Consider the following 23,561-nt stretch of genomic DNA (forward strand, 5'->3'; position numbering starts at 1 on the left):
TCATCCCTATTCTTCTTGGGAAAGAGGAACCAATGAAAACACAAATGGACTCATTAGAAGATACTTGCCAAAGGGAACTAATTTTAACGAAATTGACCTAAAACAACTCCAAATTATTCAAGAAAAACTAAACAATAGACCAAGGAAAATCATAGAATATAAAACACCAAAAGAAATGATGGATATTGAACTTAAAATTGTAGCTTAGTAAACATCATAAAACTAAAACGTTTTGTTGCGTTACAACCTTGAATCCAAGCTTGGTTGTCATAATATTTCATAAATTTGTGACTTATAATTTTCAAACCATTCTAGTGCTAAAACTATTCAAAAAAGGAACCCCAATAACAGAGGTATTTCCCTTAGATTTCGTTGATATTCATTCTCATCTTTTACCAGAAATTGACGATGGCTCTAAGAGTATGGAAAACACTATTGAAATGATTTCTACAATGGAAGCTTATGGTATTCAGAATTTTATTACTACTCCACATGTTTTAGGTGATGTTTGGAAAAATAGCAGCGATACTATTTTAGACAAATTAGATTTAGTTTTGGAAGAACTAGAAAAACAAGACATGTCTTATATTAAATTTGAGGCAGCTGCAGAATATATGTTAGATGAACAATTTTGTGAGCTTTTAAAAAAACGAGATTTACTTACTTTAAAAGAAGATTCATTGTTGGTTGAGATGTCCTACCTACAAGCTCCTGTAAATCTTTTTGAAATACTATTTGATATACAACTAGCAGGATACAATCCAATTTTAGCACACCCTGAACGTTATAGTTTTTGTCATGAAAATTTCGATATTTATCATAAACTCAAAGAATCAGGCTGCCGTTTTCAGGTCAACTTACTTTCTCTAACAGGAAATTACGGTAAATCTATTCAGAAGGTTGCGGAAAAACTTATCAAGGAAAACATGATTGATCTGGCTGGGTCTGACACCCACAATATGAATCATTTGAACTCCTTAAAAAAATTAGGCACTAAAAAAAATTTAAAACTTTTAACACCTATTTTAAAAAACAATGTGGAATTTTATAGATAAACTTTAATTCTCGTTTTCTAACGCTTCTTCTTTTTTATCAATCGAAGTTATTCGTTTCTGTATAAATTGATTCAACTCCTTCTATGGATAATGCCTTATCTGTTAGTTCTTTTTCTTTTTTATCTCTTTCCAAACTCAGTAGTTCAACAGACAAATCCTCATTAAATTTCCTTAGGTAAACTGCTGTATTATAAACAGGTTCACCATACGCCTTTTGTTCATATTTAAAAGAACTTCTTACTCTTTTAGAGTTTCCATTCTTAAAACTGGCACTTAAGTTTAAAGAATCATTTGAAGACATTCTCATTAAAACATCATAAACAACATCAAAACCCTTTGATGCATATTCAGATGGATAACTTTTATATTTTCTTAAATACTGTGCATAAAACCCAGACACTTCCGGTATAGAATCAATTAAAAACCCTGAACTTGCATAAACAAAATTCATATCCGCCAAGATATTATTATCTACTTTGTCAAAATTATTTCCTTTTTCAAAAGCAAACAACCTCACCTCCGCATCACTAGGAATTGACTTTAAATTATTGATAACATCTGCAGTCACAACTTTATCATTTGTTGTAAGAATTACCCAATTCACGCCCAAAGCATCTAATTCTTGTACAAATCTATCATTATTAATATATCCATTTTCTGGCTGTATAAAACTGATGTTTTTAATAGAGTTATTCTTTTCTTTTAAGTATTTTCCAATCTGTCTTAGTTCTTTTCTAGAACTTAGTTTTTCATCACCAACTAAAACAATATGTTCAGATTTATAAATCCCAACAAGATACTTCAACACCTCCTCTTTTAAAAGTTTTCTACTGGTTACCGTCTTTACTATATTGTCTTCAACAAAAATATTTTGTTCACTTGAGTAAAATGGAAATATAACAGGAGTCCCTTTTAATTTTCTAGCTACACGATTTACATGTTCATTAAAAACAGGTCCAAAAACAACATCTTTGTTATCAAGCTGTTTTGTTTTTATCAAACTATCTATAATATATCTATCATTCTCTGTATCATAAACATTTAAATTTACAGAAACACCTTGATTCCTAATTGAGTCCATTGCAATTGTTGCTCCCAAGTAAAAATCAGTGATGATTGACACTAGATTATCTTTATTAGTAAAAAGCTGCTCTTTGCTGAGCGTATCATTTTTCGGGAATTTAAAAGGCAAAAGCATTGCAACATCAATAGCATCTTTGGTAACGATACTATCCAAAAAAACCAATTCGTCTAATTCCAATAGTCTATCTTCATTGAGTATATCTTTTATTTTAAGAACCATTCCTAATTTAAGTCCCTCAGTAAGTTTTGGATTTAATGACAATAATTCATCTTCCGACACATTATAATGACGTGTCAAACTATATGAAGTATCATCCTTAACAACTGTATGCAAAACAAAATATTCAGCCCAATAATTGAATTCATTTTGTCTGACCTCTTCAGGGCTCAGCATTTTTTCTTTCGGAATCTCTATTACCATCCCAATTTTCAATCCTTCAATTAATATATCTGAATTTAATTCTTTTAGGGATTCTATACTTACATTGTATAGTTTAGAAACTCCATACAATGTTTCCTTTGCTTGAATAATATGATTTTGTGAATTCAATATTTCTTTTTCGGCTTCAACTCTTGCTTTTTTGGCTTCAACTCTTGCTTTTTCTTCTTCCTCATTGTAGTTCACATTTGGAATCAAAATAACTGTATTCGCTTGAGGTCTTCTATTTAACCCAGGATTTACCCGCAATATATCTTTTGACCTTAGCTCATATCTCTTTGCTATTTTACGAACACTTTCACCTTTTTTAACGGTATAAGAAATAAATTCCTTTTGCTGACCAAAAGCTGTTAAAAAAGTGTACAGGCAGAAAACAAATAACAATACTATTTTTTTCATCTCAATTCTTGATTTATATAGAATAACCATTCTAAAGAAACAATTTACAATTTTCTTCAAAATGGCTATCACAATATTTTTATAATAACTCTTATTCGAATTTTTATTCCCACTCAATAGTTGCTGGTGGTTTAGAGCTAATGTCATATACAACTCGGTTTACACCTTTTACATTATTGATTATCTTATTTGATATTTCTTGTAAAAACTTATAGGGTAAATCAACCCAATCAGCCGTCATGGCATCTGTAGATTCAACTGCGCGCAAGGCAACAGCTTTTTCATACGTACGTTCATCTCCCATAACTCCAACAGACTGTACAGGTAATAGAATAGCTCCAGCTTGCCAAACAGAATCATACAATCCGTAATCCTTTAAACCTTGAATAAATATATAATCTACTTCTTGTAACATCCTTACTTTTTCCGCTGTAATATCACCCAAAATACGAATTCCTAATCCCGGCCCAGGGAATGGGTGTCTTCCTAATAATTCAGCATCAATACCCATTGATTTTCCAACTCTACGAACTTCATCTTTAAAAATCATACGTAATGGCTCTACAATTTTTAATTTCATGAAATCTGGTAGTCCGCCAACATTATGGTGAGATTTTATCGTTGCAGAAGGTCCTCCATCAGCAGAAACAGATTCAATAACATCAGGATAAATTGTTCCTTGTGCTAACCATTTTACATCTTCTATCAAATGTGCTTCTTCATCAAAAACATCAATAAATGATTTTCCAATAGCTTTACGTTTTTCTTCTGGGTCTTCTAAGCCTTCTAATTCTTTTAAAAATCTTTCAGAAGCATCAACACCTTTTACATTCAATCCCATTCCTTCGTATTGTTTTAATACACTTTGGAATTCATTTTTACGCAAAAGACCATTGTTTACAAAAATACAGTATAAATTTTCTCCAATTGCTTTGTTTAATAAAACAGCGGCAACAGTAGAATCTACACCACCTGACAAAGCTAAAAGAACTTTATCGTCTCCAACTTTATCCTTTATTCCTTGAACTGTAGTATCTACAAAATTGTCTGATGTCCACTCTTGGGCAACATTAGCAATTTTAACTAAAAAGTTCTCTAATAATTTTGAACCCTCTGAAGTATGATACACTTCTGGGTGAAACTGAATAGCATACGTATCTTCACCTTTTACATGGTACGCAGCATTTTTCACATCTGCTGTACTTGCAATACATTCACAATTTTCTGGTAGATGTAAAATTGTATCAGAGTGACTCATCCAAACTTGACTTCCTTCGTTGATTTCATCAAACAATGGATTCTCATGATTTAGAAAAGACAAATTAGCTCTTCCATATTCTCTTGTATTAGATGTTCCTACTTCTCCGCCATAAAAGTGAGCTAAATATTGGGCTCCATAACAAATCCCTAACAAAGGTATTTTACCTTTCACTTCAGAAAGGTCAATTTTAGGAACATTCTCTCCTCTTACAGAATGTGGAGAACCTGATAGAATAATCGCTTTAAAATCTGAAAAATTATATTTTTCACTGTTGTATGGATGAATTTCACAGTATATGTTTAACTCTCTCACTCGACGCGCAATAAGCTGCGTAACTTGGGATCCAAAATCTAAAATAAGTACTTTTTGTTGCATGCGCAAAAATAAAACTTAATTCATTAATGAGCGAATGTTTGAAAAAATATTTTTACAATTATTTCCTTTTAAATCTTTTATAACCTGTCTTATGTACAATAGTAAAAACTTACTGTTCATAATTTATGAATCAGTTTTATTTAACAAAAATAAAGTATTTAATGCCGCTTTTGCAATTCCATTTTGAGGATACTCAATTGCTTTTGTTCCGTTTCCTACTTGACTATATGCAAAAACAATATTAGTAAGTGCCATTTCTTTATAACACAACTTAGAAGAACTCATAAGTGCCAAACACCTATAGGTACCAATCCATTTATGTTTATCAAAGGAACTTTTTTCAAAATTGACAATTGCTTCTTTATATTATTCCCTTTTTAGGGTTTTTTATTCAAAAAAGATATTCTTTAGTAATACAATTCCGAAAATATCTGCAATTTCTGTCATTATAAGATACCAAATCACAACTAAAATTGCTGTAAAAATTAAACGACTAACTCAATAATAATATTTAAATTGATTTTCGCCTCAGTTCTTAGTTAGTGTATGAGGCTACTCCGTTCAATTATTGGCAACGACGTATACTCAACTATGCCGAGGTTTTTACATTACTAATTATTTTTTTGGAATATATATCGTTGAATTTACTGGTATGATAATATCATCAATATGACCAGATGTTTTATTCTCTTTTTCTATAAAATGAAGGTGAGTTCTTGAGCCAGGATGTGTGAGTTTTCCTTCTCTATCTTTGTCCACCCAAAAGCCTATTATGTTTATTTCCCTATTTTCCATTTCGAATTTTATTTTTGCCTTTTGGTGTTCGGTTTTATTATGACGTAGGTTATCAGATTTATAAATTATGTGGTAAGTCATTTTTGATACTTTGGTTTCTATCCTGAACGGGATTGCTTTCGAAATGTCTCGGTTTTCGGAAATTAAAATTTTTTTTATATAATTCTCAGTATCTTTTAAACCCGAAAGTTTTCTTCCAATTTTATATTCACTCCATTCATTTTCATTTGTTGAAAGAAGAAAAATAGCTTTTGTTTTTTTCGATTGGGAAACATGGGGCTCATCATTTTTCACACTCGAAATGGAAACTAAATCATTATAAATAGTAACCTCTCCTTTTAAATGTTCTACTGGTCCGATTGCAAATAAAGGTTCATTAGAGAATAGACTATCAATCTCAACAACTCCATCAAGTTTGTTTTCTTCCAAAATTAATTGTCGATTACCATAACTTAATACTTCATTTCTGTTGGTTTCCTTTTTTTGATTTTTACAACTGATTAAAGTTATTAATAAAATAAAAAAGTGTATGTGTTTTCTATAGGCCATATTCATTCATTTAGTTTTCAACTACCAAAAAAGATTAATTACGTACTGATATTCAGTATTATAAAAATTAACATCTTCGTATTTAACCATGATTTTTTTCAACTCTGTTACTAATTTTCATTTTTGGACCAGAAATAGGTACTCTTTGGACGGATTGTAACCCTGACCATTTAAGAGCATATTCCAAATAACAACTACGTAGTTTTCTTACTGCTGACCTTATACCATTTCAACATTTAAATGACGTAATAAATTCGTTTATTTTTCACATAAAACAGCCCCGTATCGGTGCTATGATTCAATTATATGAATAAAAAACATCCCAAAACATTAGTGCGATATTTAAAAATGAAACTGGTGTTATTGCCGTGTCAAGTCCTTTTGTGTAATTTATTGTTCTGAAAGAATCACTCTTATTCCTAGGATTTCTTTAGTATATAAAAAACATTGCCAACCTATCGGAAGGCTATATGCAAAGTTAATTAGCACGTTTTAATCCACACCTATTGTATCACTTCTTCGTTCCAATAAAATTACATCGCGCCAAACTCCGTTCATTTTTCCGGTTTTTTCTCTGTAACCAACTTTCCGAAAACCAAGTCGTTCATGAATAATAATACTTGCTTTATTTTCGAAAAAAACTCCAGATTGCAAAGTCCATATTTCATTGTTTTAACTTTCCTCTATCAAATTTTCCAATAAGTTTGACTCCTGTTTTCTGTCTTGAAAATCTTGATGAAACATACACACTTACTTCCGCAACTCCACCGTAAACACAGCGAGAAGAAACCGGTGATAATGCAGACCATCCAATAATTTTATTATCTAATTCTGCTATAATTCTACAATTCTTTAAATGTCCATTGTTCCAATCGTTCCAATTCGGCATATTTGTTTCAAAAGTGGCGTTTCCAGTATTAAGTCCTTCTTGATAGATTTTGGAAACCTGCTCCCAATCTGTTTCTTTTAATTTCCGAAATACTAGTTTTTCTTTCATTTTCATATATGTTATTCACCTTGATTCAATATCAAGCTTGATGAAAAACGCGTTAACTAATTCAAATTAATTTTTTCATAATGTATTTACCCTTAAATTTAATCCCAAGTATTTTTTGTTGAGATAGCATATTTTCCCCCTCCAGTAAAAAATAATGCTAATGAAATGATAGCGTACATAAGTACTAACTCAGCTCTTATGGCACCCGTTTTTGTTAGAATAAAAAGATTATCAAAATGCTTTAAAAATATAATTACCAGCATGCCTATAAAAAAGGTCAAAGAAGCTAATCTTGTTCTAAAGCCAATCAGAATTAAAATAGGAGCAATTATTTCTGTTATATACACCCCATAAGCAAATACGCCAGGCACTCCTTGTTCTGCTAACATTCCTTTTATAGAATCAATGCCTTTGAGTTTAGCTACCCCGTGAAATAGCATTAAACCAGCTATTATAAATCTAATTAGTAGTAATCCTAAGTCTTTTTGTGTTTTCATTTTTTTATTTAATGTTTATAGATATTTGACATCATATCAGATGAAAGGTTTAATACCTGCTGAATTCAAGTTACAACCGCAACTTTTAGGTTAAATAATAATTGTTCCATAACAAATATAGGATTTTCATATTTATATCTCTTCCTAGGTGTTTTATAGGGGTCAAAACAGGTAATGTGGGTCATACAACTTCTTTTTTGGCGATTTGAAACCGTAAGATACACATCCATCAAAATAAGAAAGGTAGGTTTTCCTACTTTTCTGTTTTGATTATAGTATAGCAAACAGTCAAATCGAAAAGTTGCGTTTATTAGTTGAATTTAAGGAATATTAAAAACAAGCACTTTAATATTCTGATTTTTTAAGTCTGAAAATGATTTTTATTACGTAGAAAATCAGGTTATTAGAACACCATCAGATACTCCAAAATTAAATATTTCTAAGGGAAATCGGACACATTTGTAACTATAAGCATTACTCATAATAATTTATTTAACAATGCTCTCACTGAGGTTTTTAAAGTTTAATTGTAACTTCCATTTAACAAAGAAACATTAGTTCTAATATGTCTTAGAGCTTTAACCATATGATTCTCTACTGTGTTTATTGAAATACATAATTTTTTTGAAATTTCCTTGTAGCTCAATTCTTCTTCTCTGCTTAATTTGTACACAGCCTTTTGTCGATTAGGTAGCTCCTCTATTATTTTATTAACTGATGCCTCTAATTCTTTATATTCGATGTCTATTGAATTTAATGTAAGTTCAATAGGTTCTTGTAAGGCAGAAACTAGATCAACAAACTCAGTCTTTTTAATCTTTTTACGTATCACAGTAATCGACATGTTGTAGGCAATTGTAAACAAGAAAGATTTAATTGATAAGTTTTCGTTGATACCCTCTTTAATATTCCACAATTTAATGAATACCTCTTGCACTAAATCTTCAGAATCATTTTTAGATTTCAGAAGTCCAAAGGCGAAAGAATAAATTCGAGCACTATATCTCTTGTATATTAAATCAAATGAATGCAAATCACCTAGCTTAATTTTAGAAGCTAATTCTCTATCTGAAAATATATCTATTCTCATCATTTTAATCTGTTTGTTCCTAATAAATTATATACTATAAGTCACTACTTATTAGTAATACACATACAATAAGTAGCATCGCAATTTAAAAAAAAACAGCAATTTTGAAAGTTTTCTAATGTTATCTTTATAACATTTTCAATTGTACATATTATTTGGATACTTCAATTTCTTAATTAAAAACAATGACAACCTATGTTCAGCTAGAGAATACTATTTTAAAAATTAATAAAAATTAGACGAAAGGTTAAATTATTTTAAAAAAACAATTTTTGAATAGTGGTAAAACGTAATTTAAGCGTACTACTATAAAAGAAATGCTTTGTAAATAATAAAAAAGACAATAAAACTTGTCTGATTAGAAGAGGAAATGAAAAAAGATTTAATAGATAAATATTTTAAAAATCAATGTACACAAGAAGAGCTTAGGATAGTTCTTAAATATTTAGAAGAAGATAATTTTTCTGATAAAAAGAATATTCTAAAGCAAGTATGGGACGATATTGAAGATGAAGATACTGAGGGATTAGGTTTAATCCTAGACAAAATTCATGACAAGATAAACATTGAAAATAATAATAATTCTTTAAGAAAAATATGTTTTAAAACTGTACTGAATTACTTAGTTAAAGTGGCTGCTGTATTATTTATTCCTTTATTTTTATTTGTAAGTTATCAAGTGTTAAATAAAAATAATGAAATACCTAATTTAACCATAACCTCACAATTTGGAGCTAGAACAAATTTTGAACTGCCTGATGGTTCAGTTGTATTTCTAAATAATGACAGTAGCTTAACATTTCCAAACAAGTTCAATAGACGAAATCGGGAAGTGATATTAAAGGGTGAGGCGTATTTTGATGTAATTCACAATCCTGATATTCCGTTATTGGTAAAAGTTGATGATATTACAGTTAAAGTACTCGGAACTCAATTTAATATAAAATCATATAAAGATGACGATGATATCTCAGTAACATTAAAAACGGGAGAAATAGAATTTATTCCTAAAGACATAAATACACCTAACAATAAATTGTTGCTAAAACCCAATCAACAGATTGTGTATAGTAAAAAAACTAATTCTTTGATTTATAATGAGGTTGAAGCAGATAAATACATTGCATGGACTAGAGGAAAATTAGTTTTTGTAAATGATGATTTAGAAAATATAATTAAAAAATTATCCAGATGGTACAGTGTAGATATCAATATTAATGATGATAATCTATTAAAATACAAATTAACTGCAAGTTTTCAGAACGAATCTATACTTAGAATTATGGAACTTATAAGTTTAGCTATTCCTATTGATTATGAGGTGAATAAATCTGTAATAAAATCAGATGGAAACTATTCAAAAGTTGAAATCAATATAAAAACAAAGATAAATTAAACTTAATATTAACATAATAAATAAATTGCCTATAAAGAAAAAACAAAAGAGCAGGAAAGCGTCCGAATTCTCTCCTGCAAATATTGAAAATTTAACCCCATATATAATGGGATAACTTATTAGCAAATGTATAAAAAAATAAAAACTAACAAAATTGTATTAGATGAAAATCTAATATTTCCTAAATCTTTAAGGACTATGAGAATTATAGTTGTCCTTTTGATGTTATCTATTGTCCAATTGTACGCCACAGATACATACTCTCAGGATGTAAAAATATCAATAAAACTAGAACACGTTTCAATAAAAAAAGCTATTGAAAAAATAGAAAACCTGACAGACTATAGTTTCATATACAACCAAGTAGTTGTTGATAACAAAAACAAGGTAAGTATATCTGTTGTAGATAAGCCTGTTAAAATAATATTAGAAGAAATACTTAAAAATACCAATTTGAGTTTTATCATGGTTGATAGTCAAATTATAATTTCAAGTAAGAAACAATTGACTATGGTGATTAATCCAAGTTTATCCATTTCAGGTACAGTATTAGATAACGAAGGCATTACAATTCCCGGGGTTACAATCGTCGAGGTAGGAACATCTAATGGTACAGTAACTGATTTTGACGGTAATTATAATATAAATATCACAAATAATTCCTCTGTTTTGGAATTCTCTTTTATTGGTTTTATTACAAAAAGAGTGATAATTGGAAGTCAGATAAATATAAATATTGTTTTACAAGAAGACAATGAAATTTTAGACGAGGTTATCGTTGTTGGTTATTCAACGATAAAGAAAGAAGACCTATCAGGATCTGTAGCCGTCCTTTCAGCCGAAGATTTAAATAGCACACCCGTTTCAGGAGTTGACCAAGCACTACAAGGTAGAATGGCAGGAGTAAATGTTATGAACTCAGGCGGTCAACCTGGAAATGATGTAGAGATACAAGTAAGAGGTGTTGGTAGTTTCGGGTCATCTAAGCCACTTTATATTGTTGACGGATTTGCTATGGATGATATTTCAACAATCAATCCTGGTGATATAGAATCTATAAGTGTTCTTAAAGATGCGGCATCAGCCTCTATTTATGGTTCAAGAGCTGCTAACGGAGTTGTTATTATAAAAACTAAAACAGGAACCAATAAAGATAGTTTTGATATTAATTTTGACTCTTATTTTGGGGTTTCTACTTTATCAAAAAAACGTAACCTTTTAAATGCACAACAGAGAAATCAGGTATTTACTCAAGCAGCAATTAACGACGGAGAAATTCCAAACCCTTATTGGGATACAGAATACCCTCAGGTTACAAGAACAGATTGGCAAGATGAAATATTTAGAGCAGCATCTATGTACAAAGCTGATTTTACATTGAGAAGAAGTGTTAATAATTCTAATTATTCTTTTGCACTTGGATACTTCAATCAGGATGGTATTTTAATTGAAACAAACTATAATAGGCATAATTTTAGATTAAACTCTAATCACAAAATAAATGATAAAATTACTGTTGGTCAGAATTTGACAATTAGCAAAGATACTAAGACTGGTCGTGGTGAAAATTCTGCTGGAAGATATGCTCTTTGGAGTTCATTAGCCATGCATCCAGATATTTCGGTTTACGATGAGTCTGGCAATTTCAGTGGAGTTCCGGTTGACGAAAACGGCAATGCAAGAATAGATTTATATGGGGAAATTAGAAACCCTGTTGGAGAAGCAAAAAGGAATAAATTGGCTGTAGATAGATTTAATGCTATTGGAAATGTCTTTGTAGAAATAGAACTTTTTAAAGGACTGAAATTTAAAACAGATATTGGAGGAACTTATTCTGGAGAAGAAGAATTCATGTATTTTCCAGTAATTCCAGAACCAGGAAGTCCTTCAGATGTAGATGAAATTCAAAACAGAACCTATACAGACCTTAGATGGCAATGGAGTAATGTACTTACCTATAATTTAGAAGTAGGGAAAAACAGGATAGATATGATACTAGGACAACAATCTGAACGTTTTTCACAGGAATATACATACATAAAAGCAACAGATCTTGCTTTTACTAATGATAATGGAGGAGTAATTAATTCAGCACAAACTATTGGAGACATTGGTGGTGGTGTAGAAGAATGGTCGATGTTATCTTATTTTGGTAGAGTTAATTATGCTTACAACGACAGATACCTATTCCAATTCACATTAAGGGCTGATGCTTCTTCTATATTCTATTTAAATGAATCTTGGGGGTACTTTCCTTCAGTTTCAGCTGCTTGGAGAGTTTCTGAAGAAAATTTCTTTGAACCAATTAAAGATATTATTTCTAATTTAAAGGTTAGGGGTAGTTTTGGAGAATTAGGTAATTCTCAAATAGGACAAAATTATCCTATGTATGCACAAATGGGAAGTGGATGGGGAATTGACAACGGAGATGTAACTAAGTACTTCTACGAGTCTACTGTTCCAAATTACGATTTAACATGGGAACGAGTTAGACAAACTGATATAGGTTTGGATATGTCATTGTTTAAAGGTAAGATTGATTTAACGGCGGATTATTATAATAAAATTACAGATGATCTTCTAATTCCTGTTGAATTACCTGCTATTTCAGGTTCTTCTGAATATCAGTATCAGAATGTTGGAAAAATGAGAAATACTGGATTTGAACTAGCCCTTACATATAAAGAGATTAAAGGTGATTTTAGGTATAGTGTTACAGGTAATCTTAGTGTTTTACAAAACGAAGTTCTGTCTTTAAGTAATAATGATCAAGCATTATTTGGTTCTGCAAATTATTGTAGAACATCTGTTGGAGCAGCAATGTCACAGTTTTTTGGTTATAATGTTTCTGGAATTATTCAAAATGATGATGAAGCAAATTTATATAATGAGAAATATGGTACAAATGCTGTAGCAGGAGATTTTATGTTCGAAGATGTTAATGGGGATAATGTTATTAACGATCAAGACAAAATTGATTTAGGTAATGCATTACCTGATTTTACTTATGGATTAAATATTAATTTAGGCTATAAAGGATTTGATCTAAACATATTTTTACAAGGAACTGGAGGAGTTAAATCTGTTAATGCTACTAATGAATTTCTAATGTTTGCATCTTCTCCTAATAATAAAAGCACAGATATATTAGATGCATGGACAGTCAATAATACTCAAACAGATGTTCCTCGTTTGTCTTTAGAAGACTCAAATAACAATGCAAGATTTTCTTCATACTTCGTTGAGGATGCGGATTATTTAAGGCTTAGAAATGTAACTTTTGGATATACTTTTAGCGACAAAGCAATAGAAAGCATTGGCTTTAGCAAATTAAGATTATATATTCAGGGACAAAACCTTCTTACATTTACTAAATACTCAGGTTGGGATCCGGAAATAGGTTCTACTTTTTCAAAAAACTCTTCAAGTTATAATTCACTATCTCTTGGTGTGGATAGAGGACAATATCCAATGGCTAAGTCATTTTTATTTGGTATTAATGTTGGATTTTAAAATTTAAAATATGAAAACAATATATAAAATATTGAGTATTACTATCGTATTAGTGATTTCTCAAGCATGTTCAGAAGAATTTCTAGATATAAAACCGGAAGGACCGGTAGAATCAGATTTTTGGCAAACAGCAGATCAAGCAGATCAAGGTTTATTAGCCGCTTACAACCCTCTTCAAACAGAAGCAACTTATGGAAGAGCAGAATGGTTTTTCACAACTACATCTGATGATTATTGGGTAGGGAGAAACAAGGCTTCTATCAGAGAATGGGAGTTGTTCAATATGTATACCGATATTGATTATTACTATAGTCATTGGCAGGATTTTTGGAGTATTATAAAAAGATCTGGAGATGTTTTAAGAAATGTACCTGATATGGATATTACTGATGCAGAAAAGAATAGGTTAACTGGCGAAGCTCATTTTTTAACTGGGTTTGCCTATTTCAATTTGATTACAAAATATGGAGGAATGCCTATTTATGATTATTTAAATGCACCCAGTGATTTTTATATTTCAAGAAGTTCTACTGAAGAAACATATGCCTATATTGAAAAACAACTATTAGAAGCTGTAAATAAACTTCAACATTACAGTATTGCACCAAAGGGTAGAGCCACGAAAGGTAGTGCACTTGGGATGCTATCTAAAGTTTTGATTTACCAAGAAAAATATGAAGAGGTAATTGAATATTCAGATGTTCTGTTTGAGTCTGGCTATTACGAATTATATAAACCAAATAGCGATCCTGACACTTTTGAAGAAGGATATGAAAACTATATAGGAGTATTCCAACCGGATGCAAATAACTGTTCGGAACAACTATTTGCTGTTCAGGGTAAAGCATGGACAGGTACTACAGGCGGACCAATAACATCTATTGTATTTATGCCTCAAAATGCAAATAATGGATGGAACTACTTTCATCCAGTTCCAGCTTTGACAAACTCTTTTAGTGCTGATGATCCAAGAAAAAAAGCTACGGTGTTTATAAAAGGAGAAGATGATGACTTCCCATACAAAGATTATGGAGGGGCAGGAAATGATATATACCTGTACACTCCTGATGAAACAAATGATACCGATATGAATTTCAAAAAGTTTGCTCATGCATATTCTGTTGAAGGTTATATTAATTGGGAAGGAAATAACAACATCTCTATACTTCGTTTATCTGATGTTTATTTATTGAGAGCCGAAGCCGAAATAGAATTAAATGGAGATGGAGCTGGAGATATATGGATAAATCTTGTTCGCGAAAGAGTTGGTCTCGAGCCTATTTCAAATGCAAGTTTAGTTCAGTTAAAAGAAGAGAGAAGATGGGAGTTGGCAGGAGAGCTTCAAAGGTATTATGATATTATTAGGTGGGACGATGCAAAAGATATATTTCATAACACCACTATTGATGAGGATCCAAGAGGTGCAAGAACTACTTTTGACCCAATAAAACACAGTGTTTTTCCTATTCCAATTAATGCAATAAATGCATCTAAGGAAACATTAGAACAAAACCCTATGTACTAAATAAAATATTCCTGGGAAATATAATTTCCTAGGAATATCTGTTAAATGATTTTATTCCAACTTGGTGTAAAATAACAGAATAACTGGGATTAACACACAATAAAACCATCAAAACATTTTTGTTTTTATGTCTAATTAGTATAAAACTAAACCTATGAATCTAGTACGAATAATTATACTATTGTGCTTCTCTATAAATGTATATGCTCAAGGGTATGTGCCAAAATGGTCTTTGAAGCAAAAAAGTTCTTTAGAAAATGGACTGCCATCAATAAACTCGCATAATGACTACATGCAAAAACTACCTCTTTTTACTGCCTTAGTAAATAAGGTGAGTTTTGTAGAAGTCGATATTGTTAAATACAATAAAAAACTATTTGTTGCACATGAGTTAAATTTAATCCAAGAGAATAGAACATTTAAACAAATGTATATAAAACCCTTATTGGAACAGTTAAAACAAAATAATGGATTTGTATATAGTGATAGTAGTAGTTTTACTTTTTTTGTAGACATTAAATCTAATGCAAAATCTACTTTAAAACTATTAGTGGCACAGACTGAAAGATATCCACAACTATTCTCAAAATCCAAGGTAAATATCATTATAACAGGTAATCATCCAAAACCAAAAAATTTCACAAATTACCCCGATTATATATTGTTTGACGGGAAAAAAGAAATTGAATACAGTGAAAAGGAACTCAATAAAATTGCTTGTATAAGTTTTGATTTTAGAGAATTTACAAAATGGAATGGAAAAGGAGGATTACAGGATTATGAAATAGTTGCTCTTTCTAAACAAATAAAATATGCGCATAATATTTTGAATAAACCTGTGAGGTTTTGGAATGTTCCAAATACGAAGGGATTATGGAGAACATTTGTAAACTTAAAAGTAGATATAGTTAATGTTGACAAGCTTTACGATTGTAGGAATTTTTATGATTTATTTTCGAAATCTACTTACACAGAAAAGAACCCTCATAAAGCTTATCACCCAACTTATGTTAGTGATGGTAAAAAAACAAAAATCAAAAATGTTATTCTTTTAATTGGTGATGGCATGGGGTTTCCTCAGCTCAATGCTGGTCTATTTGCAAATAGAGGAGAATTAAGTATTACCAATATAAAGAATATGGGAATGATTAGAACACAATCCTCAGATAACTTCACAACAGATTCTGCCGCCAGTGGTACAGCATTAGCTACAGGTAATAAAACAAATAATACGTCAATTGGAGTAGCATCTGACGGAAAAAAAATAGAAAATATTAGTGAAAAACTTAAAAAAGTAAATATAAAAACAGCGATTATTACTACCGACCCGATATTTGGGGCTACTCCTGCTTCCTTTTACGCCCATCAAAAAAGTCGGAATAACACTGATGCTATAATATCAGATTTAATTAACTCTGACATAGATGTGGTTATTGGTGGAGGAATGCAGTATATCAAAAAAGACGCTAATACTATATCCGAATTAAAAAAATCAGGTTTTGAGATGATTGAAAATACATCTGAAATTAAAAATGTACAAGGAGAGAAATTTAGCCTCATATTACCAGATTCAGACTTTCCAGGAATAAATAGAGGTCAATCTGATATATTACCAAAATCGGTAAAAGAAACCCTAAAATATTTAGATAAAATAAGTAATAATGGGTTTTTTATGATGGTAGAAGGAGCACAAATAGATGTTGGAGGTCATTGGAATGATATTGCCTTTTTGGTAGAAGAGGTATTAGATTTCGACAAAGCGGTAGCCGAAGCCCTGAAATTTGCTGATAAGGATGGAGAAACATTAATAATTGTTGTTGCTGACCATGAAACAGGTGGATTATCAATTCTACAAGGAAATATAGATTTAGGAATGGTAGAAGCATGTTTTACCGATAATGACCATTCAGGAGTTGGAGTTCCCTTATTTGCATATGGTCCGTTCTCTCATTTATTTAGAGGAATAATGGAAAATACAGAAATCAATAAAATTATAGAGTCTTTACTTTTAAACAACAATGAAAATGAAAAATAAATTATTGAAAAAAATTATGGTGACAATAGTTATTGTAGGCTCAATAATATCTTGTAAAGAATCAAAAAACAATATAAATTATGTAGATCCTTTTATAGGTACTGATGGGCATGGGCATACGTTTCCAGGAGCGAGTAGACCTTTTGGAGCAATACAATTAAGTCCAGATACCAGAAAAGGAAACTGGGATGCGTGTTCAGGATATCATTATAGTGACACTACATTATTTGGTTTTTCTCATACTCATCTTTCTGGAACTGGAGTAATAGATTTAGGTGATGTTTTATTTAGGCCAACAACTGTTAATATGATAAATTCAGATAAAGAATTTACATATCCCAAAATGGCAAAATTTTCTCATGATAAAGAAATTGCATCTCCAGGGTATTACAGTGTTCTTTTAGAAGAAGACAATATTAATGTAGAACTAACATCTTCTCTAAGAACAGGTTTTCATAAATATAAATTTCCGAATAATTCTAATAAATATGTACTTATAGATTTAGAACACAGCCTAGATGATGAACATATTTTTGAAACAGAATTTAAGTATGAATCAGATCATATAATTTCAGGAATGAGAAGAACTAGAGGTTGGTCAGAAAATCAGGTAGTGTATTTTGTAGCTGAGTTCTCATCAGATTTTAATCCTAAAATAATAGTTGGAGGAGTTATTCAAGAATTCAAGAAAGGGGACATAATAAAATCTAAAAATTTAAAATTAGTTTTAGATTTTTCTCATTCTAAAATTAATACTATAGAAGCAAAGGTTGCAATTTCATCAACAGGATATAAAGGAGCTAAATTGAATTTTGAATCAGATTCAAAATATAATAACTTCAATGATGTACACAAAGAAAGCACTAAAATATGGAGCAATATATTGTCTAAGTATAACATAAAAACAAACAACGAGAAATTAAAGAAAATATTTTACACATCTGTTTATCACAGTTATTTAGCTCCATATACTTACAACGATGTTGATGGAAGTTATAGAGGAATGAATAAAAAAATATACAATAATAAGTTTACAAATTATACAGCCCTCTCTGTATGGGATACATATAGAACTTGGAATCCTTTAATGACCATTATGGAACCAAAGCTTGTAAAAGATATTGTATATACAAGCTTGGCTAGATTCAACGAAGTCAATGAACTGCCTATTTGGCCTCTTTATAGTAGCGAAACAGGCACAATGATTGGGTATCACACTACAGCTGTTATTAGTGAAGCTATTATAAAAGGTATAAAAGGTGTTAATGCTACGGAAGTATACCAATCATTAATTACTTCTTCCAACAAAAAAAGAAAAGGGGCAGATCTATATAGGAATAATGGATTTATATCTGCAAATAATAATAAGGAATCAGTATCATGTTTGTTAGAATATTGTTATGACGATTGGTCTATAGCACAAGTGGCAAAGGTTCTTGGGAAAAATACTGATTACAAATCATATATAGAAAGGTCACAAAATTTCACAAATATATTTGATGGTAAAACAAAATTTTTTAGAGGAAAGAACAGTGATGGATCTTTTGTTTCACCGTTTAGTCCTTATAAACTATTAAAGGATTATACAGAAGCTACAGCATGGCAGTATCGTTTTTATGTACCTCATGATATTAATGGTTTAATAAATCAATTTGGAGATATTAGCAGTTTTTCTTTAGCATTAGATTCTTTGTTTATTGATAATACAACAATGGGTGAGATGCAAGATATTACGGGGATTATGGGGCAATATGTTCAAGGGAATGAACCTAGCCATCATGCGGCGTATTTATTTAATTATATTGGAGAACCTTGGAAAACTCAGAAATATGTTAGAGAATTATTAACCAACATGTATTCTTCAAAACCTGATGGGATTATCGGAAATGAAGATATGGGACAAATGTCAGCATGGTATATTATGTCATCTATGGGATTATATCCTGTTGCTCCAGCTACCGGAGAATATGTTTTTGGAAGTCCTTTATTTGATCAGATGAAACTAAAAATAGGAAATTCCAAAACATTGAATATTGTAGCTCATAATAATAACGAAAAAAACTATTATGTTGATAAAATATTATTTAATGGAGAAGAAATTTTAAATAATTACATTTCCCATAAAGTAATAATTAAAGGAGGAAAACTAGAGTTCTTTATGAGTTCTGTTCCTAACTATAATAGAGGAACAAAAAAAGAGAACTTTCCTTATTCTTTTACAACAGGTAAGATAGTTTCTACACCATATGTAAATGATGATGTAAGTCTTTTTGAAGATAAAGTAAGTGTAAAACTTTCTGTAAACACAAAAGATGCAGAAATTTACTACACATTAGATAATACCCAACCAAATAAATCTAAAATAAAATATAATGGAGAGTTTATAATCAGTAAATCGACAGAAATAAGAGCCATTGCAATAAAAGACAATATTGAAAAGAGCCATGAGTTAAAATTATTCGCAAAAAAAGCCAAGTATTTACCTTCAAAAACACTCAATAAAAAACTAAAATCAGGGTTGAAATACAAATATTACAAAGGAGACTTCTCCACAGTTTTTGATATAGAATCCCTCAAGCCAAATAGCAAGGGATATGTAACAAATTTTAGAATTGACATGAATTCCGAAGAAGATTATTTTGCTTATATTTTTGAAGGGTATATTAAAGTGCCTGAATCAGGTGTTTATTCTTTTTATAGTAAGTCGGATGATGGAAGTGTTTTATTTATAGATGATGTTGAAGTAGTTAACAATGACGGTTCTCACTCTTCTATCAAGGCTACAGGGGAAATTGCATTAAGTAAAGGTGTGCATAAATTAAAATTGATGTACTTTCAATCCTATGAAGGAAAAGACTTAGAACTTGGAATAAAAGTGCCAAGTAAGAATACTTATGAAAAAATATCAAGTGAAATCTTATATAATTAATCCCAAATAAGTTTTAAAACACTCTAATAAAGTCATTTCAGTTTTAATAAAAACTAAAGGATCTTAAATTTAAAAAATTAATAAGTATGACAAAATATGCATTAATACTATTAGTAATTGTGACTTTTTTTTCTTGCACAGAAGATAAAAAAGAAAAAGTTATAGAAACATTTATGACCTATAATATCAGATATGATAATAAAGAAGACGGGATTAATAGATGGAATCTTAGAAAAAAAGACCTTGTATCTGTTATAAAAAAACACAATCCAGCTATACTTGGAGTTCAAGAGGCTTTATATAATCAAATAGAATATTTAAAAAATAATACTGTATATAATTATATAGGAAGAGGAAGAGATGATGGAGAAAAAGAGGGAGAATATTCTGCGATATTTTTCGACCCAAATAAGGTAGAATTAGTAGAAGATGGTATGTTTTGGTTGTCAGAAAATATAGATACTCCTAATATAGGATGGGATGCCGTTTGTAAAAGAGTTGTTACATGGGGGAAGTTTATTCTAAACCACCAAGAACTCTACTTTTTTAATACACATTTTGATCATGTTGGTAAAATAGCAAGAATTGCTAGTTCTGATCTTTTGTTACAAAAGATTGAGGAAATAGCTGGAAATAAAGCGGTAATTATATGTGGTGATTTTAACTTTAACGATAGGCACAAAGGGTACGAAAATTTAACAGATACTATTCAAGAATACTTTCTGAGAGATAGTTTTAAAACTACAGACAACGAAAAAGAAACAAATACTGATACATTTAGAGGCTTTTCTATATCGAATCCTATTAAAAATGAAAACAGAATAGATTATATATTTTATAAAAATGGAGTTATTGTGTTGGACTATAAAATAGACTCATCAAATAATGGGACATCATACTTTTCAGATCATCTACCTGTAATTATTAAATCAGAAATCAGAAATAAATAAAGTAATATGGAAAAATCGAGAAGGAATTTTATTAAAAAAGCAGCTACTCTTGGTCTTGTTGCAAATATTTCGCCTCTATTAACTTTTGCCAATAAATTTGCAGATAAATATCCAAGTAATAGACCTATTGAGAGTCAAAGAACTTTTGTAAGCAAAGCTGTTGAACATAAAATAAAAAGTGTATCATCTTTAATTTATGATCATAAATTAGCTTGGATGTTTTCTAACTGTTATCCTAATACATTAGACACAACAGTGATGAAACATAACAGTGACGAAAAAAATCTAGATACATATATAATCACAGGGGATATTGACGCAATGTGGCTTAGAGATTCAACCGCTCAAGTATGGCCTTATTTACCATTGACAGGAAAAGATAAAGCACTAAAAAATATAATCAAAGGTCTTATAAATAGGCAATTGACTTATGTGTTAGCTGATCCATATACAAATGCTTTCTTAGAAAAAGAAGCGTATAGCTATTGGAGGACTAAAGACAATACTCAAAATATGGACAATGAAATTATCCATGAAAGAAAATGGGAAATAGACTCACTTTGTTATGTGGTAAGGTTAATAGATGGTTACTATAAGCATACAAAAGACACCTCTGTTTTTGATGAAAAGTGGGATTCAGCAATGAGATTAATTGTTAAAACATTCAGAGAACAACAAAGAAAACACAATAATGGTCCTTACAGCTTCACAAGAGAAACAGATAATTCAATAGAATCTTGCCCCGGATTCGGTTGGGGAAACCCTATAATCCCAAATGGACTTATATGCTCTAATTTTAGACCTTCTGATGACGCAACAAACTTATTGTTTTTAATTCCTTCAAACTACTTTGCCGCAACATCACTTGGACAAATGAGTGAACAGTATAAAACAATATACAAGAACAAGGAAATGTCTGAAAAGTGTTTGTCTTTTTCCGAAGAAGTAAAAAACGCTTTAAACCAAGAATCAAAATTCATTCACCCTAAAACAAAAAAGGAAATTATAGCCTACGAAGTTGATGGATTTGGTAATAGCTTATTTATGGATGATGCAAATATACCATCTCTATTGTCTCTTCCATATTTAGGTTGTTTGAGTAAAAATGATCCTATTTATAAAAATACTAGAGAATTTATTTTAAGTAAGTACAATCCGTATTTCGAAAAATACGGATTGTTAGAAGGAGGAGGAAGTCCTCATACAGGCAAAGGGAAGTTTTGGCCAATGAGCGTAACGATTAGAGCACTGACTAGTTCTGATAAAGAAGAAATAAGAAAGTGTTTAAAGATATTAGTAAATAGTGATGATGGTACTGGTTTCATGCACGAAGCAGTTAGCATAAGCAATCCAAAATATTTTACAAGATCATGGTTTGCTTGGGCAAACACTTTGTTTGGTGAACTAATTATAAACGTGGGTAATAAATACCCTGAATTATTAAAAGAAAATTATGTACAATAGAAGGGCTTTTACATTAGAAGGTGTGATTATTGGTTCTTCAGTAGAAACTGGAATACAATATCATTAGAAAATAACAAGCTGAAAAACGAGGAATACAATACTCATCAATATTCAACAAAATCTAAAGAATTGAACACAAAAAATTATCGACTATAAAACACCTAATGAAATGATGGATATTGAACTAAAAAATGTAATTTGGTAACATCAAAAATTAATAACGATTTGTTGCGTTAGAACATTGAAAACCAAGCGATGAATAAACTAGTTAAAATTCCAATAATAAAAAAAGAATTACTTTTTCTACTTATTATAATCACTTCATTATTTGCATTATGGGGAGTTGTAAATGATTTAACAAACCTAATGGCTTGGTAATAGCTATTGTAGGAAGTGCCTCATTTTCTGTATTACAGGGAGGTATTCTAGATGGAGGGAGGTCCAGGGTTTTCAGATATGCAAATTCTAGGGTTTATCTCTGAAGTAAATTTTTCTTTTAATTACCCTTAATTTGTTTAGCTGTCGTTGCTCATTATGGGTATGCGACATTAAAAAAATCTAAAATTATGAATACAAAAAAATATTGTTTTTCTTGTGATTTAAAAAATGATTCTAAATTGATCTCGGAATATAAAGAACATCATTTAGCTGGTAATATTTGGCCAGAGATTACTAAAAGTATCAAAGATGCTGGTGTTGTAAATCTGGAAATTTACCTAACTGGAAATAGAATGTTTATGATCATGGAGGTTCATGAAAATTTCGACCCAGTAAAAAAGGCAAAAATGGATGCTGATAATCCTAAAGTTCAAGAATGGGAAAAATTAATGTGGAATTATCAACAAGAACTTCCTTGGGCTAAAGATGGAGAAAAATGGATTCCACTAGAACAAGTTTTTAAATTAGGGGAATAGCCTCCTTTTTCATATTCTAATAGAAAAAGGTGCCTCTAAAAAAACAAGGGCACTGAAAAAGTCTAGGGCAAACTCATACTTTTTTCAAGTTAATTCGATTGGCTTGTAATTGTTTATATTGTTTATTTTTCGTATACTATACTGATAATCAAGTAAATATAATTATGGATTCAAAAAGTAAATTAGTCAGTATTTTTGGTAAGGTAGAAGACCCTAGAAGCGATATAAACAAGTTACATGACTTGGTTGATATCCTTCTTATTGGTGTGATTTCGGTGATTTGTGGGGCAGAAAC

The 23,561-nt window shown here is 30.5% G+C and carries 16 protein-coding genes and 1 pseudogene; 10 read left to right on the top strand and 7 right to left on the bottom strand.

Going from position 1 to position 23,561, the window contains the following annotated elements:
- Both V5787_RS10665 and V5787_RS10670 read left to right on the top strand, forming a co-directional pair.
- A pseudogene (locus tag V5787_RS10665) lies at positions 1 to 208 on the top strand (IS30 family transposase); the annotation flags it as partial.
- A 106-nt stretch (positions 209 to 314) separates the two neighbouring features.
- Positions 315 to 1,055: a CpsB/CapC family capsule biosynthesis tyrosine phosphatase gene (locus tag V5787_RS10670; protein WP_336893206.1), complete on the top strand. Its 741-nt coding sequence runs from the start codon at positions 315 to 317 to the stop codon at positions 1,053 to 1,055.
- Positions 1,056 to 1,092: 37 nt separating this feature from the next.
- On the opposite strand, the gene V5787_RS10675 is transcribed toward V5787_RS10670, so the two are convergent.
- The 7 genes from V5787_RS10675 to V5787_RS10705 form a co-directional block, all read right to left on the bottom strand.
- Complete coding sequence (locus tag V5787_RS10675) at positions 1,093 to 2,976, bottom strand: LysM peptidoglycan-binding domain-containing protein (protein ID WP_336893207.1); 1,884 nt, start codon at positions 2,974 to 2,976, stop codon at positions 1,093 to 1,095.
- 103 nt (positions 2,977 to 3,079) lie between these two features.
- The gene (guaA, locus tag V5787_RS10680; RefSeq protein WP_336893208.1) at positions 3,080 to 4,612 is read right to left on the bottom strand and encodes a glutamine-hydrolyzing GMP synthase; all 1,533 of its coding nucleotides are present in this window, start codon (positions 4,610 to 4,612) and stop codon (positions 3,080 to 3,082) included.
- A gap of 123 nt (positions 4,613 to 4,735) precedes the next feature.
- The gene (locus tag V5787_RS10685) at positions 4,736 to 4,867 is read right to left on the bottom strand and encodes a hypothetical protein (protein ID WP_336893209.1); all 132 of its coding nucleotides are present in this window, start codon (positions 4,865 to 4,867) and stop codon (positions 4,736 to 4,738) included.
- A 360-nt stretch (positions 4,868 to 5,227) separates the two neighbouring features.
- Entirely contained in the window at positions 5,228 to 5,956 is a 729-nt protein-coding gene (locus V5787_RS10690; protein ID WP_336893210.1) for an acetolactate decarboxylase, read from the bottom strand.
- Positions 5,957 to 6,620: 664 nt separating this feature from the next.
- Positions 6,621 to 6,953, bottom strand: a complete 333-nt coding sequence (locus V5787_RS10695) for a GNAT family N-acetyltransferase (RefSeq protein WP_336893211.1) — start codon at positions 6,951 to 6,953, stop codon at positions 6,621 to 6,623.
- Positions 6,954 to 7,051: 98 nt separating this feature from the next.
- Entirely contained in the window at positions 7,052 to 7,450 is a 399-nt protein-coding gene (locus V5787_RS10700; protein ID WP_336893212.1) for a DoxX family protein, read from the bottom strand.
- A 523-nt stretch (positions 7,451 to 7,973) separates the two neighbouring features.
- Positions 7,974 to 8,543: an RNA polymerase sigma-70 factor gene (locus V5787_RS10705; protein WP_336893213.1), complete on the bottom strand. Its 570-nt coding sequence runs from the start codon at positions 8,541 to 8,543 to the stop codon at positions 7,974 to 7,976.
- Between the two features lie 367 nt (positions 8,544 to 8,910).
- Here V5787_RS10705 and V5787_RS10710 point away from each other — a divergent pair, with 367 nt between their 5' ends.
- From V5787_RS10710 to V5787_RS10745, 8 genes are all read left to right on the top strand, one after another.
- Positions 8,911 to 9,936: a FecR domain-containing protein gene (locus V5787_RS10710; RefSeq protein ID WP_336893214.1), complete on the top strand. Its 1,026-nt coding sequence runs from the start codon at positions 8,911 to 8,913 to the stop codon at positions 9,934 to 9,936.
- A 198-nt stretch (positions 9,937 to 10,134) separates the two neighbouring features.
- Positions 10,135 to 13,449, top strand: a complete 3,315-nt coding sequence (locus tag V5787_RS10715; protein WP_336893215.1) for a TonB-dependent receptor — start codon at positions 10,135 to 10,137, stop codon at positions 13,447 to 13,449.
- Positions 13,450 to 13,459: 10 nt separating this feature from the next.
- On the top strand, positions 13,460 to 14,974 hold the full coding sequence (locus tag V5787_RS10720) for a RagB/SusD family nutrient uptake outer membrane protein (RefSeq protein WP_336893216.1): 1,515 nt from the start codon (positions 13,460 to 13,462) through the stop codon (positions 14,972 to 14,974).
- 154 nt (positions 14,975 to 15,128) lie between these two features.
- Positions 15,129 to 17,009: an alkaline phosphatase gene (locus V5787_RS10725; protein WP_336893217.1), complete on the top strand. Its 1,881-nt coding sequence runs from the start codon at positions 15,129 to 15,131 to the stop codon at positions 17,007 to 17,009.
- Positions 16,999 to 19,938, top strand: coding sequence for a GH92 family glycosyl hydrolase (locus V5787_RS10730; protein ID WP_336893218.1), 2,940 nt, complete (start codon positions 16,999 to 17,001; stop codon positions 19,936 to 19,938). The genes V5787_RS10725 and V5787_RS10730 overlap by 11 nt, the downstream gene beginning before the upstream one ends.
- A gap of 86 nt (positions 19,939 to 20,024) precedes the next feature.
- Positions 20,025 to 20,888, top strand: coding sequence for an endonuclease/exonuclease/phosphatase family protein (locus tag V5787_RS10735; protein ID WP_336893219.1), 864 nt, complete (start codon positions 20,025 to 20,027; stop codon positions 20,886 to 20,888).
- Between the two features lie 6 nt (positions 20,889 to 20,894).
- On the top strand, positions 20,895 to 22,352 hold the full coding sequence (locus V5787_RS10740; protein ID WP_336893220.1) for a glycoside hydrolase family 125 protein: 1,458 nt from the start codon (positions 20,895 to 20,897) through the stop codon (positions 22,350 to 22,352).
- 566 nt (positions 22,353 to 22,918) lie between these two features.
- Positions 22,919 to 23,266: an L-rhamnose mutarotase gene (locus V5787_RS10745; RefSeq protein WP_336893221.1), complete on the top strand. Its 348-nt coding sequence runs from the start codon at positions 22,919 to 22,921 to the stop codon at positions 23,264 to 23,266.
- Positions 23,267 to 23,561: the final 295 nt, after the last annotated feature.

The organism is Flavicella sp. (assembly GCF_037132785.1).
Taxonomy (GTDB): domain Bacteria; phylum Bacteroidota; class Bacteroidia; order Flavobacteriales; family Flavobacteriaceae; genus Flavicella.

Excerpts from the sequence above, each read along its gene's own strand:
- guaA (WP_336893208.1), bottom strand. The coding sequence starts at position 4,612 with ATGCAACAAAAAGTACTTATTTTAGATTTTGGATCCCAAGTTACGCAG.
- V5787_RS10740 (WP_336893220.1), top strand. The coding sequence starts at position 20,895 with ATGGAAAAATCGAGAAGGAATTTTATTAAAAAAGCAGCTACTCTTGGT.
- V5787_RS10705 (WP_336893213.1), bottom strand. The coding sequence starts at position 8,543 with ATGATGAGAATAGATATATTTTCAGATAGAGAATTAGCTTCTAAAATT.
- V5787_RS10730 (WP_336893218.1), top strand. The coding sequence starts at position 16,999 with ATGAAAAATAAATTATTGAAAAAAATTATGGTGACAATAGTTATTGTA.
- V5787_RS10720 (WP_336893216.1), top strand. The coding sequence starts at position 13,460 with ATGAAAACAATATATAAAATATTGAGTATTACTATCGTATTAGTGATT.
- V5787_RS10710 (WP_336893214.1), top strand. The coding sequence starts at position 8,911 with ATGAAAAAAGATTTAATAGATAAATATTTTAAAAATCAATGTACACAA.
- V5787_RS10685 (WP_336893209.1), bottom strand. The coding sequence starts at position 4,867 with ATGGCACTTACTAATATTGTTTTTGCATATAGTCAAGTAGGAAACGGA.
- V5787_RS10725 (WP_336893217.1), top strand. The coding sequence starts at position 15,129 with ATGAATCTAGTACGAATAATTATACTATTGTGCTTCTCTATAAATGTA.
- V5787_RS10745 (WP_336893221.1), top strand. The coding sequence starts at position 22,919 with ATGAATACAAAAAAATATTGTTTTTCTTGTGATTTAAAAAATGATTCT.
- V5787_RS10690 (WP_336893210.1), bottom strand. The coding sequence starts at position 5,956 with ATGGCCTATAGAAAACACATACACTTTTTTATTTTATTAATAACTTTA.
- V5787_RS10700 (WP_336893212.1), bottom strand. The coding sequence starts at position 7,450 with ATGAAAACACAAAAAGACTTAGGATTACTACTAATTAGATTTATAATA.
- V5787_RS10735 (WP_336893219.1), top strand. The coding sequence starts at position 20,025 with ATGACAAAATATGCATTAATACTATTAGTAATTGTGACTTTTTTTTCT.
- V5787_RS10695 (WP_336893211.1), bottom strand. The coding sequence starts at position 6,953 with ATGAAAGAAAAACTAGTATTTCGGAAATTAAAAGAAACAGATTGGGAG.
- V5787_RS10675 (WP_336893207.1), bottom strand. The coding sequence starts at position 2,976 with ATGAAAAAAATAGTATTGTTATTTGTTTTCTGCCTGTACACTTTTTTA.
- V5787_RS10715 (WP_336893215.1), top strand. The coding sequence starts at position 10,135 with ATGAGAATTATAGTTGTCCTTTTGATGTTATCTATTGTCCAATTGTAC.